General features: G+C 71.5%; 11 protein-coding genes. 9 read left to right on the top strand and 2 right to left on the bottom strand.

Going from position 1 to position 14,319, the window contains the following annotated elements; translation table 11 throughout:
* From AB0J42_RS21080 to AB0J42_RS21095, 4 genes are read left to right on the top strand one after another with little or no spacing between them, the layout of a single operon-like run.
* A complete protein-coding gene (locus tag AB0J42_RS21080; RefSeq protein ID WP_364296820.1) occupies positions 1-1,569 on the top strand; it encodes an ABC transporter permease subunit in 1,569 nt (522 codons plus the stop codon).
* A complete protein-coding gene (locus AB0J42_RS21085) occupies positions 1,566-2,405 on the top strand; it encodes a sugar ABC transporter permease (RefSeq protein ID WP_364296822.1) in 840 nt (279 codons plus the stop codon). The genes AB0J42_RS21080 and AB0J42_RS21085 overlap by 4 nt, the downstream gene beginning before the upstream one ends.
* A 4-nt stretch (positions 2,406-2,409) precedes the next feature.
* Complete coding sequence (locus tag AB0J42_RS21090; RefSeq protein WP_364296824.1) at positions 2,410-4,197, top strand: glycoside hydrolase family 13 protein; 1,788 nt, start codon at positions 2,410-2,412, stop codon at positions 4,195-4,197.
* A 52-nt stretch (positions 4,198-4,249) separates the two neighbouring features.
* Positions 4,250-5,515 (top strand): right-handed parallel beta-helix repeat-containing protein, encoded by a 1,266-nt coding sequence (locus tag AB0J42_RS21095; RefSeq protein WP_364296826.1) that lies wholly within the window; start codon positions 4,250-4,252, stop codon positions 5,513-5,515.
* A gap of 4 nt (positions 5,516-5,519) precedes the next feature.
* Here the strand turns inward: AB0J42_RS21095 and AB0J42_RS21100 are convergent, their stop codons facing one another.
* A complete protein-coding gene (locus AB0J42_RS21100) occupies positions 5,520-6,077 on the bottom strand; it encodes a hypothetical protein (RefSeq protein WP_364296828.1) in 558 nt (185 codons plus the stop codon).
* Between the two features lie 330 nt (positions 6,078-6,407).
* Between AB0J42_RS21100 and AB0J42_RS21105 the strand changes: the two genes are divergently transcribed.
* From AB0J42_RS21105 to AB0J42_RS21115, 3 genes are all read left to right on the top strand, one after another.
* On the top strand, positions 6,408-7,010 hold the full coding sequence (locus AB0J42_RS21105) for an amino acid-binding protein (protein ID WP_364296830.1): 603 nt from the start codon (positions 6,408-6,410) through the stop codon (positions 7,008-7,010).
* A gap of 80 nt (positions 7,011-7,090) precedes the next feature.
* Complete coding sequence (locus tag AB0J42_RS21110; RefSeq protein WP_364296832.1) at positions 7,091-8,296, top strand: acyltransferase; 1,206 nt, start codon at positions 7,091-7,093, stop codon at positions 8,294-8,296.
* Between the two features lie 499 nt (positions 8,297-8,795).
* Entirely contained in the window at positions 8,796-10,085 is a 1,290-nt protein-coding gene (locus AB0J42_RS21115; protein ID WP_364296834.1) for a hypothetical protein, read from the top strand.
* Between the two features lie 207 nt (positions 10,086-10,292).
* On the opposite strand, the gene AB0J42_RS21120 is transcribed toward AB0J42_RS21115, so the two are convergent.
* Positions 10,293-11,576: an ATP-binding cassette domain-containing protein gene (locus AB0J42_RS21120; protein ID WP_364296836.1), complete on the bottom strand. Its 1,284-nt coding sequence runs from the start codon at positions 11,574-11,576 to the stop codon at positions 10,293-10,295.
* A 230-nt stretch (positions 11,577-11,806) separates the two neighbouring features.
* Between AB0J42_RS21120 and AB0J42_RS21125 the strand changes: the two genes are divergently transcribed.
* A complete protein-coding gene (locus AB0J42_RS21125; RefSeq protein WP_364296838.1) occupies positions 11,807-13,270 on the top strand; it encodes an alpha-amylase family glycosyl hydrolase in 1,464 nt (487 codons plus the stop codon).
* A 5-nt stretch (positions 13,271-13,275) separates the two neighbouring features.
* On the top strand, positions 13,276-14,298 hold the full coding sequence (locus AB0J42_RS21130; RefSeq protein WP_364296840.1) for a LacI family DNA-binding transcriptional regulator: 1,023 nt from the start codon (positions 13,276-13,278) through the stop codon (positions 14,296-14,298).
* The last annotated feature ends 21 nt before the right edge of the window (positions 14,299-14,319 follow it).

The following is a 14,319-nucleotide window of genomic DNA, read 5'->3' on the forward strand; positions in this document are numbered from 1 at the left end:
ATGACGCCCGACCCGCGCGAGGCCGCGGAGACCCGCCGGGCTCCGCGGCCCCGCCGCACCATCACCACCGCCTTCGTGGTGAGCAGGATCGCGGTGCTGGCCGTCGCCGCCGCGATCCTGCTCTACGCCGCGCCGCCGCTGATCGCCACCCGGTCCTGGATCGGGCTGGGCGTGCTGTTCGGCGCCACCGCCGTCATCGGCTACCTCTACCTCACCCGGAGGTACGTCCCGGCCAAGTACCTCATCCCCGGCACCGTCTTCCTCCTCGCCTTCCAGGTGTTCCCGGTGCTCTACACGGTGACCACCGCCTTCACCAACTTCGGCGACGGCCACCGCGGCGACAAGGCGGCCGCCATCGCCGCCATCGAGCGCGGCTCCGTGCGGCAGGCCCCCGGCTCGCCCGAATACCAGCTCACCACCGCGATGCGCGGCTCCGACCTGGTCTTCCTGCTCGTCGACCCGGACACCAAGCAGGTCTCGCTCGGCGACGCCGCCGGGCTGTCGCCGCTGACCGGCGCCGAGGTCGGCGTCACCGGCAAGGTGCTGCGCGCGCCCGGCGTCACCGTGCTGACCGCGCCGGAGGCCGCCGCCCGCGCCGACGAGATCGCCGCGCTCGCCGTCCCCACCGACGCCGGGGCGATCAAGGCCAGCGGGCTCAGCCGCGCCTTCGAGGGCCGGGCCGCGCTCGCCTACGAGGCGGGCTGCGACTGCCTGCAGGGCGAGGGCGGGCCGTGGCGCGCCGACGAGTCGCGCGGCTACTTCGTCAACGCCGCCGGCGACCGGCTCGCCCAGGGCTGGCAGGTCAACGTCGGCTTCGACAACTTCGCCAGGGTGCTGACCAACCCCACGATCTCCGGCTACTTCCTCGGCGTGTTCGCCTGGAACAGCGTCTTCGCGCTCGCCTCCGTCGCCGGGACGTTCGCGCTCGGCATGGCCGTCGCGCTCGCCCTGCACCATCCGCGGATGCGCGGCACCAAGGTGTACCGGATCGCGCTCATCCTGCCGTACGCGATGCCGTCGTTCGCGATGCTGCTGGTCTGGCGGGACATGTTCAACCGCGACTTCGGGCTGATCAACCAGATGCTCGGGCTGGACGTGGACTGGCTCGGCGGGGTGACCACCGCCCGGCTCGCCGTCGTCCTGGTCAACCTCTGGCTGGGCTTCCCGTACATGTTCCTGGTCACGACCGGGGCGCTGCAGGCGATCCCGCGCGAGCTGACCGAGGCCGCCGCCATCGACGGGGCCACCCCGTGGAAGGCGTTCCGGCAGGTGACGCTGCCGTTGCTGCTGGTGGCGCTGACGCCGCTGCTCATCTCGTCGTTCGCGTTCAACTTCAACAACTTCAACGCCATCCAGCTCACCACCGAGGGCGGGCCGTTCCCGGCGGAGAACCCGCAGGTGGGGGGTACGGACCTGCTCATCACCTACACGTTCAGGCTGGCCTTCGGCACCGGCGGCGCGCAGTTCGGGTTCGCGGCCGCGATCTCGGTGTTCATCTTCGCCATCGTGGCGATCGTCTCGGCCGTGGCGTTCCGCCGCACCCGCAAGCAGGAGGAGGTGTACGCGTGAAGCTGGCGTTCAGGCACGCGTTCGTGCTCGTCGTGTGCGCGTTCGCGATCTTCCCCATCCTGTTCGTCGTCTCCGCGGCGATCAACCCGCTGGGCACCCTCGCCTCCACCGAGCTGCTGCCGACCGGCGCCAGCTTCACCAACTTCGGCGAGCTGCTGACCTCGGACGTCTACCCGTTCGGGCGGTGGTTCTTCAACTCGGTGTTCATCGCGCTGCTGTCGTCCTTCGCCAGCCTGCTGCTGTCGATGTTCGCCGCCTACGCCTTCAGCCGGATGCGCTTCGCCGGGCGCCGGGTGGGGCTGCTGGCGCTGCTGCTCATCCAGATGTTCCCGCAGTTCCTGGCCATCGTGACGATCTTCATGATCTTCACGGAGGTGACCGAGCTGTACCCGGCGTTCGGCTTCGACACCGTGTGGGGGCTCATGCTGCTCTACCTGGGCGGCGCGCTGGGCGTGAACACCTGGCTGATGAAGGGCTTCCTGGACACCGTGCCCAAGGAGCTGGACGAGGCCGCGACCGTGGACGGCGCCACGCACGCGCAGGTCTTCTGGCGGATCATCATGCCGCTGGTCACGCCGATCCTCGCGGTCACCGCGCTGCTGGCGTTCATCACCACGATGAGCGAGTTCCTCATGGCCAACGTGTTCCTGCGCGACCCGGAGAGCAAGACGCTCGCCGTCGGCATGTACGGGATGATCGCGGGGGACCGGCGCAACGAGAACTTCGGCATGTTCGCCGCCGCCACGCTGCTCACCGCGATCCCCACCGTCAGCGTCTTCCTCTGGCTGCAGAAGTACATCGTGTCCGGACTGACCTCCGGCGCCGTCAAGGGGTGACCTCGTGCTTTTCCTGGACCAGCCGCATCACGACGGCTCGGCACTGTACGTCTCCACCCTGGCGCCGGAGCCCGGCGAACCGGTGACGCTCTGGCTGCGCGCCCCGCGCGCCGCCGGGGTGACCGCCGTGCACGTGCGCACCGTCCACGACGGCGAGCCGCGCTACGCCCGCGCCGTGCCCGACACCGCCAGGTCCGGCCGGGCGATCGGCGGGTACGGGGCGACCGACGACTGGTGGCGGGCCGAGGTGACACCGGTGAACCCGGTGACCCCGTACCGTTTCCTCCTGGAGACCACCGGCGGCCAGGCGTGGCTGAACGCCGCCGGGCTCTTCCCCCACGACCTGCCCGACTCGGCGGACTTCCGCCTCGTCTGCCACGAACCGCCCCCGGCGTGGATGGCCGACTCGATCGTCTACCAGATCTTCCCCGACCGGTTCGCCCGCTCCGGCCCCATGCCCGACCTGCCGGACTGGGCGCTGCCCCGCGACTGGGACCGCGACCCGGTCATCCCCAGCGGTCCCGGCACCGCCGAGCAGTTCTACGGCGGCGACCTCGACGGCGTCGTCCGCCACCTCGACCACATCGAGAGCCTCGGCGCCGACACCGTCTACCTCACCCCGATCTTCCCCGCCCGCTCCAACCACCGCTACGACGCCGCCACCTTCGATCACATCGACCCGCTGCTCGGCGGCGACGCCGCCCTGCGGCGGCTGGCCGCCGCGCTGCACGGGCGGGGCATGCGGCTGCTCGGCGACATCACCGCCAACCACACCGGCGACACCCACGCCTGGTTCACCGCCGCCGTCACCGACGTGCACGCCCCCGAACGCGCCATGTACTACTTCGACCCGGAGACCGGCGACTACGAGTCCTGGTGGGGCGTCAAGTCGCTGCCCAAGCTCAACTGGGGCAGCGAGCTCGTCCGGGACCGCATGCGGGAGGTGCTCACCCGCTGGATCGGGCCGTTCGACGGCTGGCGGGTGGACGTGGCCAACATGACCGGCCGCTCCGGCGCCGACGACTTCAACCACGAGGTCGCCGCGCTGCTGCGCCGCGCCCTGCCGCCCGGGGCCGCGTTCGTCGCCGAGCACAACCACGACGCCACCGCAGACCTGGACCGCGACGGCTGGCACGGCACGATGAACTACGCGGGCTTCACCCGGCCCGTCTGGTCCTGGCTGCGCGGCGACGACCTCGATCTGGACCACTTCCTCGGCGTGCCGGGCACCGTGCCCCGCCGCGACGGCCACGCCGTCCTGGCCACGCTGCGCGCCTTCGCCGCACACATGTCGTGGCGCTCGCTCGTACACTCCTGGCAGCTGCTCGACTCGCACGACACGCCGCGGATCCGGACCGTCACCGGCTCGCGCGAGCGCCACCTGGTGGCGCTCGGGCTGCAGGCGACCCTGCCCGGCACGCCGATGGTCTTCGCCGGCAGCGAGTTCGGCCTGACCGGCGTCAACGGCGAGCACTCCCGCACCCCGATGCCCTGGAACCGGCCCGCCGACCAGGACCTCGCCACCCTCGCGGCCTACCGCGGCCTGCTCGGGCTGCGCCGCCGCGAGCCCGCGCTGCGCCACGGCGGGCTGCGCTGGCTGCACGCAGACGCCGACTGCCTGGTGTTCGCCCGTGAGACGTACGAGGAGACGCTGATCGTGGTAGCCCGGCGGGCACCCGGCAGCACGCCGGCCCTCCCGGCCGGAGCCGAGCCCGTGGGTCACGGCGAGGTCATGAATGCATCAACAAGTGACGGCCCGTCGCTGTCCGTATGGCGGCTGGCCGGTTCGTAGCGCTAGCTTGGGGCGGCCCCCTCCAATGTGCGACGAGTTAGTGGTGTGCTCGATGAGGTTGCCGTCCGCCGCCGTCCTGGCCTCGCTCCTGCCCGCCCTGGCCCTGCCCGCGCTGCCCGCCGAAGCGGCCGCGCGGACCGGGACCACCTACTACGTGGACTCCAAGGAGGGTGACGACGCGGCCGACGGCACCGCCCCCGACCGGGCCTGGCGCACGCTCGAACCCGTCAACGCCGCCGAGCTCCGGCCCGGCGACACCGTCGCCGTCAAGCGCGGCGGCTCCTTCCGCGGGCCGCTCACGCTGAGCGCCCGCGGCACCGCCGCCTCGCCGATCACCGTCAAGGCGTACGGCAAGGGCGCGCTGCCCAGGATCAGCGGGCGGACCGCTTCCTGCGTCGTCGTCGAGGGCGACCACTGGCACATCAGCGGCCTGCGCGCCTCCGGCTGCCCGTGGGCCGGGTTCGAGATCAAGGGCAGGCACAACGTGCTGTCCGGGGTGGAGGCCGACCGCAACGTGGCCGGCGTCTCCGTCACCCCGGCCGCCTCCCGCAACACGATCCGCGACAGCCGGTTCACCGACAACAACCGGATGAGCGTCAACGACAAGGGCGGCGACAACGACTCCGGCGCCTTCGGCATCCTGCTCAACGGCGACGACAACCTCGTCACCCGCAACACCATCACCGGCAGCCACGCCAAGAGCTACGACTACGGCGTCGACGGCGCCGCCATCGAGATCTTCGGCGGCAACCGCAACCGGATCACCCACAACCGGGCCCACGACAACAACACCTTCAGCGAGCTCGGCGCGAAGAAGGGCGACACGGCCACCGGCAACATCTTCGCCTTCAACGTCGTCACCTCCACGCTGAAGAGCGGCTCCTTCCTCGTCACCCGCGGCCCCCGGCACGTCGTCGGCCCCGTCAAGGGCACCAGGGTCGCGCACAACTCCGTCTACATGCCGGCCCGCCACACCATCGGCTGGTCCTGCCACGACGGCTGCTCCCCGTCGATCCTGAGGCTGCGCAACAACGTCATCGTCGTCGGCGGCGAGGCGGGCTACGAGGACGGCAAGGGCGCCGACGAGGCGGCCAGCGTCTACCAGGCGCGCTCGGTCAAGATCAAGCTCGGCCCCGGCTCGGTGGTGGCCGACCCGCGCTTCGTCTCGCGCCGCGACCTGCGCCTGGCGCCCTCGTCGCCGGCCCGGGGCCGCGCGGTCCGCCTGGACGACTCCTGGTTCGGCGGGCGCGAGCTGGCCAGGGACTTCACCGGCAAGCCGCTGCCGTCCTCCACCCGGCACGCGGGCGCCTACCAGTAGGCCGTCAGCCGATGCCGTAGCGGCTCGACATCCAGTCGTAGACCTGGCGGGCGGCGGGCTCGTCGCCGCCCAGCAGGCTGATCAGCCGGCCCGTGCGGCGGGTCAGCACGCAGGCGAAGCTCTCCGCGAACAGTTCCGACACGTCCTGCCGGTACGGGGACTCCAGCCGGGAGCGGCGCAGCGCGTGCATGAACGTCCACCAGCGGTCGGCCGAGGGCCGGCCGTCGGAGTGGTCGATGGCGTGCCCCAGCTCGTGACCGCACACGTTCACCGACGGCGACGGCACGCTGCCCACCGCGATGCGGCGCAGCACCGGGTCGTAGACGCCCGCGCTCCGCTCCCACGTGCCCTCCTGCTGCGGCAGCGGGATCGCGCGCAGCTTCTCGAAGGCCGGCAGGTCGGGCACCGAGCCGGGCCCCACCACCAGGCCTCCGTCCAGATGTTCGGCCAGCCGGGCGCCGAGCGCCCGCGGCACCGCCGCGAGCGTCATGACGGCGACGAGCGACTCCGGAGGCGGTAACGTCCCCGGCTCCCACATCCTCGTCAGCCTGTGCTCCAGCACCCCGACATGGAGCCACCCAGGCCATCCTCTGCTGCGCCTCACCGCACCGCGCTTCCTGCAAACCGTTCCGAGGCCACCCTCGTGACCGAGATCAATGATTACCTATCCGAGAACATGAGGTGGTGTCGATCCGGTCGCATTCCGGCCGTGTCGTCCTCTCGCGGCGGGTTGGCGAAACCGAGAGGACTCTTGCCTGCTTCTTGGGGCTCTGGCCGTAAGAGACGCTGCATGCTGAGATTAGGCAAGGCTGGCCGCATGCGTGACATATGTGTGGAACGTGCCTGAAACCTTCCCACGGCACTGTGAAAAGCCTCGGAAAAGGGAGGGGCGATGCTGCTGCGACTGAGGGTGTCGCTGCCGGACCGCCCGGGCGGGCTCGGCCAGGTCGCCAAGGTGCTGGGGACGCTCGGGGCCGACATCCACCAGGTCACGGTGCTCGAACGCGGCATGGGCCGGGCCGTGGACGACTTCACCGTCGCCTGGCCGGGCCCTTCGGGCGTGGAGGAGGTGCGCGAGCGCTTCGCCGCCGTGCCCGGCGTGCGGGTGGAAGGCGTCTGGCCCACCCGCGAGGTCCCCGGCTCCAGCCCCGATTACGACCTGCTCATGCACGTGGCCTCCGAGCCGTCGCGCTGCCTCGCCACCCTGGTGGACGCGCTGCCCGGGCTCTGCGGCGCCGAATGGTCCGTGGCCTACGCCGACGGCGCCGTCCTGCACAGCTCCATCGCCGCGCCCCCGCTGGTCGACCTGCCGGAGCCGCCGCCGCGCGCCGCCACGCTGGAGAGCGAGAAGGTCCGGCTCATGCTCCTGCCGATGACCGCCCACAAGCTGCACCTGCTCGTCGCCCGGGTCGACGGGCCCGGGTTCCACCGCGCCGAGCTGGAGCGCGCCGTGCGTATCGTGGACGTCGTGTCCGTCCTGGCGGCCCGCGTCTGACCTCGGGGTTTTCGGAGGAAAAGCCGGGTTGTTGGCGATCTCGTGGTATTTCTCCGGTCACCCGGGGTAGGTTTGGGCGGGTGTCCGCTCCCGCCCAGCCACGCCTCGCCTGGCTCGACGCCCTGCGTGGCCTCGGCGCGATGGCCGTCGTCGCCGAGCACATGACCCCGTGGTTCCTCCCCTCGGTCCGCCCGCAGTGGTTCCATCTCGGGGTGTACGGGATCTTCGTGTTCTTCCTGGTCAGCGGCTACATCATCCCGGCATCGCTGGAGCGGCACGGCGACGTGCGGTCCTTCTGGATCAGCCGGCTGTTCCGCCTCTACCCGCTCTACCTCGCCGTCGGCCTGCTGGTGGTGGCACTGCACTGGTGGGTGCCGGTCCGCGAGGCCGTCGAACGCGACTGGGCCTCGGTCGCCGGGCACGCCACCATGCTGCTCGACGTCGTAGGCGTCGCCGGGGTCGCCGACACCATGTGGACGCTCTCGTACGAGATGGTCTTCTACCTCATGGTCACCGCGCTGTTCCTGGCGCGATCCCACCACCGCAGCGGGGTGCTGGCCATCCTGTTCGCGGCCGGGGCGATGGCGAGCGGCGTGCTCATGAGCCAGGGGGTGCTGACCGGCGGCTGGCTCGCGTACGTGTCGTGCGCGGTGTTCGCCGCCGGGCTCTACTGCCTGATCAGCGGCCGGTTCCGGCGGACGGCGGCGGCCGTGCTGGGCTTGATGGCGCTGACCCTGCTGGTGCTGGGCAGCCGGGTGCCGTGGGTGGGCCTGGCGATCCTGGCGCTGATGTACGCCGGGACCGCGATCTACCGCTGGGAACGGGGCGAAGGCCGGCTCTGGCCGGTGGCGGTCACGCTGGCGGTGGTCGCCTGCGTGCCGTTCTGGGCGATCACGGCCGGCTGGTGGTGGGTGCAGCCCGACATCTGGATCACCACGCTCGTGCTGGTCGCCGTCACGTTCGCGGCGGGCATGGCGATGCGCGGGCGGCGGGTGCCCCGGGTGCTCGTCTGGCTCGGGCTCATCAGCTACTCGCTCTACCTCGTGCACCATCCGCTGCTGCGCTACTTCACCTACGTCTCCGGCGACCTGCGCGCCGAGCCGCTGCCCTACCAGCTGGCCATGACCGCGCTGGCGCTGACCTTGGTGGTGCTGCTGAGCGCGGTCACGTACCGCTTCCTGGAACGGCCCATGCAGGAGCTGGGGCGGCGGATCGCGCGCTCCGGGCCCACGCGTCCAGCGCCGGAGCCGTCTCCGGACGCCTCAGCAGCGTCCGCCGGACGATAGGGTCCTCGGCCAGCAGGAACGCCAGGTGACGGACGGCGTGCGCGGCCACGTGGGCCACCTCCACCCGCTCCGGCGACGGCTGCGCGGGCGCGGGACCCCGGGCGATCTCCGGGTGGAGGAGCGTCTCCGCGGGCAGCCATGGGGCCGGATCGGGGCATACCACGTAGGTGAGCACGATCTCGCCGTGCGGAAGATGGCGCCAGCTCGTCGAGTGGACGACGGTCAGCGGGTCTCCGGCGGAGACGCCGCAAACTCGGCGGGCGGCCTCGTCGGGGCTCTCGCCGGGGCGCGGGCGGGTCTCGGCGCGGCGGTACGCCCAGGAACCGCCGCTCTCCGGCCGCAGCATGAGCGTCTCGACCGAGACCAGGTGTCTTTCCGTCACCGTCGGCAGCTTACTGCAAGTCGTGTGCAACAACCGTTGGGGTGCAGGTAGGCCGGGCGGCTCTTGCGAAACAGGCCGCGGGTGGCTGTGATCGAAGCGGCGACAGGAGGGGCACCGATGGGCGGACTGCTCGTGCTGATGGGGTCGGGGGAGACCAGCCCGACCATGGTGGAGGTGCACCGGGCCGCCGCGCGGCGGCTGCCGGCCAGGGCGCGGGCCGTGCTGCTCGACACGCCGTACGCGTTTCAGGAGAACGCCGCCGACATCTCCGCGCGCGCCCGCCGCTACTTCGCCCGCAGCGTGGGACTCGACGTCCAGGTGGCGCCGGACGTCGCCGGGGCCGGCTGGGTCTTCTCCGGGCCGGGCAGCCCCACCTACGCCCTGGACCGATGGAACCACTCCGGGGTGGCCGGTGACCTGCGCGCCCGCGTCCGGTCCCGCACCGGGGTGACCGTGCTCGCCTCCGCCGCCGCCTGCACCGCCGGGCTGGCCACCGTTCCGGTGTACGAGATCTACAAGGTCGGCGCCGACCCTCACTGGCGCGAAGGCCTCGACCTGCTGGCCCCGGTCGGGCTGCGCGCCGTCGTGATCCCCCACTTCGACAACGCCGAGGGCGGCACCCACGACACGCGCTACTGCTACCTGGGGGAGCGGCGGCTGTCGCTGCTGGAGCGTGAACTGCCCCCGGGCACCGCCGTCCTCGGCATCGACGAACACACCGCCCTCCTCATCGACCTGGAGACCGAGACCGTCGAAGTAGCAGGCCGCGGCGGCGTCACCATCCGCCTCCCCGGCCCGGCCACCGACTCGGACGCCGACTCGGTCCCTGGCTCGGCTGAAACGTCGGCCTCTCGGTCGGCCCCCGTGTCGGCCCAGGGCCCGGCCACCGTGCCGGCCCAAGGCTGGGTCACAGTGTTGCCCGCAGGCACTCGCACCAGGCTGGCCGAGTTGCGCCGCCTGGCGGAGGGCCGCGCCGGCGCCCCCGCCCCGACACCACCGCCGCCGACAGCCCCGCAAGCCCGGGCCACGCTGCAGGAGACCATCGAGGCCGGCGAACGCGCCTTCGCCGAGGCGGTGACCGTGCCCGACCTGCCCGCCGCCGCCCGCGTGGTGCTGGAGCTGGAGGCCGAGATCGTGTCCTGGGGCGCCGACACCGAGGAGGACGCGGGCGGTGTCGACCAGGCCAGGGAGCTGATGCGGCTGCTCATCGCCCGGCTCGGCGAGCAAGCCGCCACGGCGGGCCTGCGCACCGTCGTCGACCCGTTGCTGGCGCTCCGCTCCGAACTCCGCGCCGCCGGCCGCTACGACGTGGCCGACGCGCTCCGCGCAGCCCTGCTGGCGGGCGGAGTCCTGGTCGAGGACACCCCCGACGGCCCGCGCTGGTCGGTGGTGCCTCGCCCTCGGTGAACTTCAGCGGGTGCGACCGCGTACTCCTGGGTGGAGGTGGGGGCATGAGACGAAAGCGCCGCCCGCTGCGGTCAGCCTTGCCTAGCCCCCGGTGAACCTCGAAGGGGTGCGACCGCGTACTCCTCGGTGGAGGTGCGGAGACGTGGGACGGAGAGACCGCCCGCTGAAGCCCCCGGACTCCTGGGTGGGAGTCCGGGGGTGCCTGGGTCAGCGGCGGGGTTTGTCGATGCGGGCGCCGTCCGGGGTGAAGATCATCAGGCGGCTCATGTCGATGCCCACCTTGGCGGCGTCGCCCGTACGCCAGACCGGGCGGTTGCCGAGCCGGACGGTGAGGTCGGCGCGGCGGTGGACGCCGTTGCCGACGTTCTGGCCCACCTGCTCCTGGTCCTCCGCCTCCTCGTGGTGCGGCAGGAAGAGGCGGCGGATCATCGCGCCGATGCCGCCCCGCGCGGTGTGGCGGCCGTTGCTGTTCAGGCGCGGGTCCGGCGGCTCGGGGACCGGCACGGCGGGGACGCCGCACTCGATGTAGGCCATCCACTCGTGGCCGTGGTACTCCAGCGTGCGCACCCGGCCGAAGAAGGCCGGGCCGTCGTACGACTCGGGGACGGGCGCCAGGCCGTCCGGGCGCATGCCGACGAGGACCTGGCCGCCGGTGTGCTGCGAGATGGCGTACGCGCGGGGATCGCTCCAGGGGATGGAGAGGCGGTGCGGGCCGAAGTCGAGCAGCACGTACTGGTTCTGCGGCGTGTGCACGTTGGCCGCGAGGAGGTTGAGCTGCTGGGAGTTGAGGAACGCCGCCACGAAGGCCGTGGCTGGATCGTTGTAAATCTGCGCCGGAGTGCCGACGTCCTGGAGGACGCCGCGGTTCAGGATGGCGATCCGGTCGGCCAGGGTGAGCGCCTCGACCTGGTCGTGCGTCACGTAGATGGTGGTGATGCCGAGCGACCTGACCAGCGCGGAGATCTCCATGCGCAGTTCGGTGCGCATGCCGGCGTCGAGGTTGGACAGCGGCTCGTCCATGAGGAACAGCTTGGGCTGGCGGACGATCGCGCGGCCCATGGCCACCCGCTGGCGCTGGCCGCCGGAGAGCGTGCCGGGCCTGCGGTCCAGGGTCTCGTCGATGTGCAGGGCCTTGGACAGCTCGGTGACGCGGTCGCGCACCAGCTGCGGGTCCGCCTTGGCGATCTCCAGGGGGAAGGCGATGTTCCCGCGCACGGTCCGGTGCGGGTACAGGGCGCCGCTCTGGAAGACCATGGCCACGTCGCGGTCGCGCGGGGCCACGTGGTTGGCCAGCTCGCCGTCCAGCCAGAGCTCACCGTCGGTGATGTCCTCCAACCCCGCGATCATGCGGAGCAGGGTGGACTTGCCGCAGCCAGAGGGGCCTAGGAGGACGAGGAACTCGCCCTCTTCGACCGTCAGGCTCAGCTTGTCGACCGCCAGGTAGTCACCTGGATACACCTTGGTCACTTTGTCGAGAACGACCGAGCTCATGGAGGCCACTACCTTGTGCGCGTGTCACCTGTGACGGGGACGGATTGAAGAGGTAGTACATCGCGCCTTAACACCAGATGTCCACCCTTGACATGAACAATCTGGTGCTTCGGGGTTTCGGGCAGTGATTTCGGAGCCTTACTGTCCGATATTTCCGGATTGTGACACCTGGAAGGACTTGCGCAAACTTGCGGCAAGCCTTTCAATGGTCAGGACTTCCGGGGGTGACCATGACGAAGTGGTGGCAGGACGCCGCTATCTACCAGGTTTACGTGCGCAGCTTCGCCGACGGCAACGGCGACGGAGTGGGCGACCTGATCGGCGTCCGGGAACGCCTCCCCTACCTCGCCGGGCTCGGGGTGGACGCGATCTGGCTGACGCCGTTCTACACGTCGCCGATGGCCGACTTCGGCTACGACGTCGCCGACTACCGCGACGTCGACCCGCTCTTCGGCACGCTCGGCGACGCCAAGGCGCTCATCGACGAGGCACACGGGCACGGCCTGCGCGTGATCGTCGACATCGTGCCCAACCACACCTCCGATCAGCACCCCTGGTTCCAGGAGGCGCTGCGGGGGAAGAACCGCGACCGCTACATCTTCCGCGACAAGCCCAACGACTGGGAGTCGATCTTCGGCGGCCCGGCCTGGACCCAGACCGACGACGGGCAGTGGTACCTCCACCTGTTCGACTCCAGCCAGCCCGACCTCAACTGGGAGCACCCCGAGGTGCGGGCCGAGTTCGAGTCGATCCTGCGCTTCTGGCTCGACCTGGGCGTCGACGGCTTCCGCATCGACGTCGCGCACGGCATGGTCAAGCCGCCCGGCCTGCCCGACATCGGCCACTCCGGGCAGACCCGCCTCATCGGCAACGACGTGGTGCCGTACTTCGACAACGACGGCGTCCACGAGATCCACCGGTCGTGGCGGCGCATCCTCGACTCGTACCCGGGAGAGCGCATCGGCGTGGCCGAGGCCTGGGCGCCCACCCCCGAACGCCTCGCCCTCTACGTGCGGCCCGACGAGCTGCACCAGGCGTTCAACTTCCACTACCTGTTCGCCCCCTGGGAGGCCAGGGCGCTGCGCGAGGTGATCGACACCTCGCTGGCCACCGCAGGCTCGGTCGGCGCGCCCACCACCTGGGTGCTGTCGAACCACGACGTCAAGCGGCACGTCACCCGCTACGGCAGCCTGGCCAGAGCCCGCGCCGCCGCCCTCCTCACGCTCGCGCTGCCCGGCTCCGCCTACATCTACCAAGGCGACGAGCTTGGCCTGCCCGAGGTGCTCGACCTGCCGGAAGAGGTGCTGCGCGACCCGCAGCGGCTGCGCGACCCCGACAGCGGCCGAGACGGCTGCCGGGTGCCGCTGCCCTGGACACGCCACCTCGGCTGCTGGCGCGAGCCGTGGCTGCCCATCCCCGCCGCCTGGGGCGAGCTCAGCGTCGAAGCCCAGCAGGGGGTGCCCGGCTCCACCTTGGAGCTCTACCGGGAGGCGCTCCGGCTGCGCCGCTCCTTCGAAGGCGACCTCGTCTGGCACGACTCGCCCGAAGGCACACTCGTCCTGTCGCGGGGCGACCTGCTGTGCACGGTCAACCTGACCGGGTCACCGGTCGCCTTCGACGTCGAGGGAGAGCTCCTGCTGGCCTCCGGCACGCCCGGCTCGCCCGATTCGGCGGCCTGGTGGAAAGTAAAGTAATCGTCATGAACGGACCCGCCCGCCTTGCCGACATCGCCGCCCAGGCCGGGGTGAGCGAAGCCACGGTCAGCCGCGTGCTCAACGGCAAGCCGGGCGTGTCCGCGGCGACCCGCCAGGCGGTGATGACCGCGCTCGACCTCATGGGCTACGAACGCCCCCCGCGGCTGCGCCAGCGCAGCAACGGCCTCATCGGGCTCGTCACCCCCGAGCTCGACAACCCGATCTTCCCCGCGTTCGCGCAGGCCATCGAGAAGGCGCTGACCCAGCACGGCTACACCCCCGTGCTCTGCACCCAGATGCCCGGCGGCGCCCCCGAGGACGAGTTCACCGAGCTGCTGGTCGACCGCGGGGTGAGCGGCATCGTGTTCGTGTCCGGTCTGCACGCCGACACCACCGCCCGGATGGACCGCTACACCCGCCTCACCGACCGCGGCCTGCCCATCGTGCTCGTCGACGGCTACAACGAGCACATCGACGCCCCCTTCATCTCCGCCGACGACCGCATGGCCGCCCGCCTCGCCGTCGGACACCTGGCCGACCTCGGCCACGAACGCATCGGCCTGGCCCTCGGGCCCCGGCGCTTCGTCCCCGTGATCCGCAAGATCGAGGGCTACCGGGAGGCCATGAGCCGGCTGCCCGGCGTCGACCCCGGCGAGCTCATCAGCCACTCGCTGTTCTCCGTCGAAGGCGGCCAGGCCGCCGCCGCGCAGCTCCTCGACCGCGGCTGCACCGGCATCGTCTGCGCCAGCGACCTGATGGCGCTCGGCGCGATCCGCGCCTGCCGCCAGCGCGGGCTCAGCGTCCCGGGCGACGTCTCCGTGGTCGGCTTCGACGACTCGCCGCTCATCGCCTTCACCGACCCGCCGCTCACGACCGTGCGCAAACCGATCGGGCCGATGGCCACCGCCGCCGTCCAGACGCTGCTCGAAGAGGTCGCGGGGGCGCCCGCCCGGCACGTCGAGCTGGTCTTCCAGCCCGAGCTGGTGGTGCGCGGCTCCACAGGCTCCGGCCCGCTCGTCAACCGGTGACGGCCGGCGTCCTCGTGACCT

Source organism: Nonomuraea sp. NPDC049649 (genome assembly GCF_040675175.1).
GTDB lineage: Bacteria > Actinomycetota > Actinomycetes > Streptosporangiales > Streptosporangiaceae > Nonomuraea.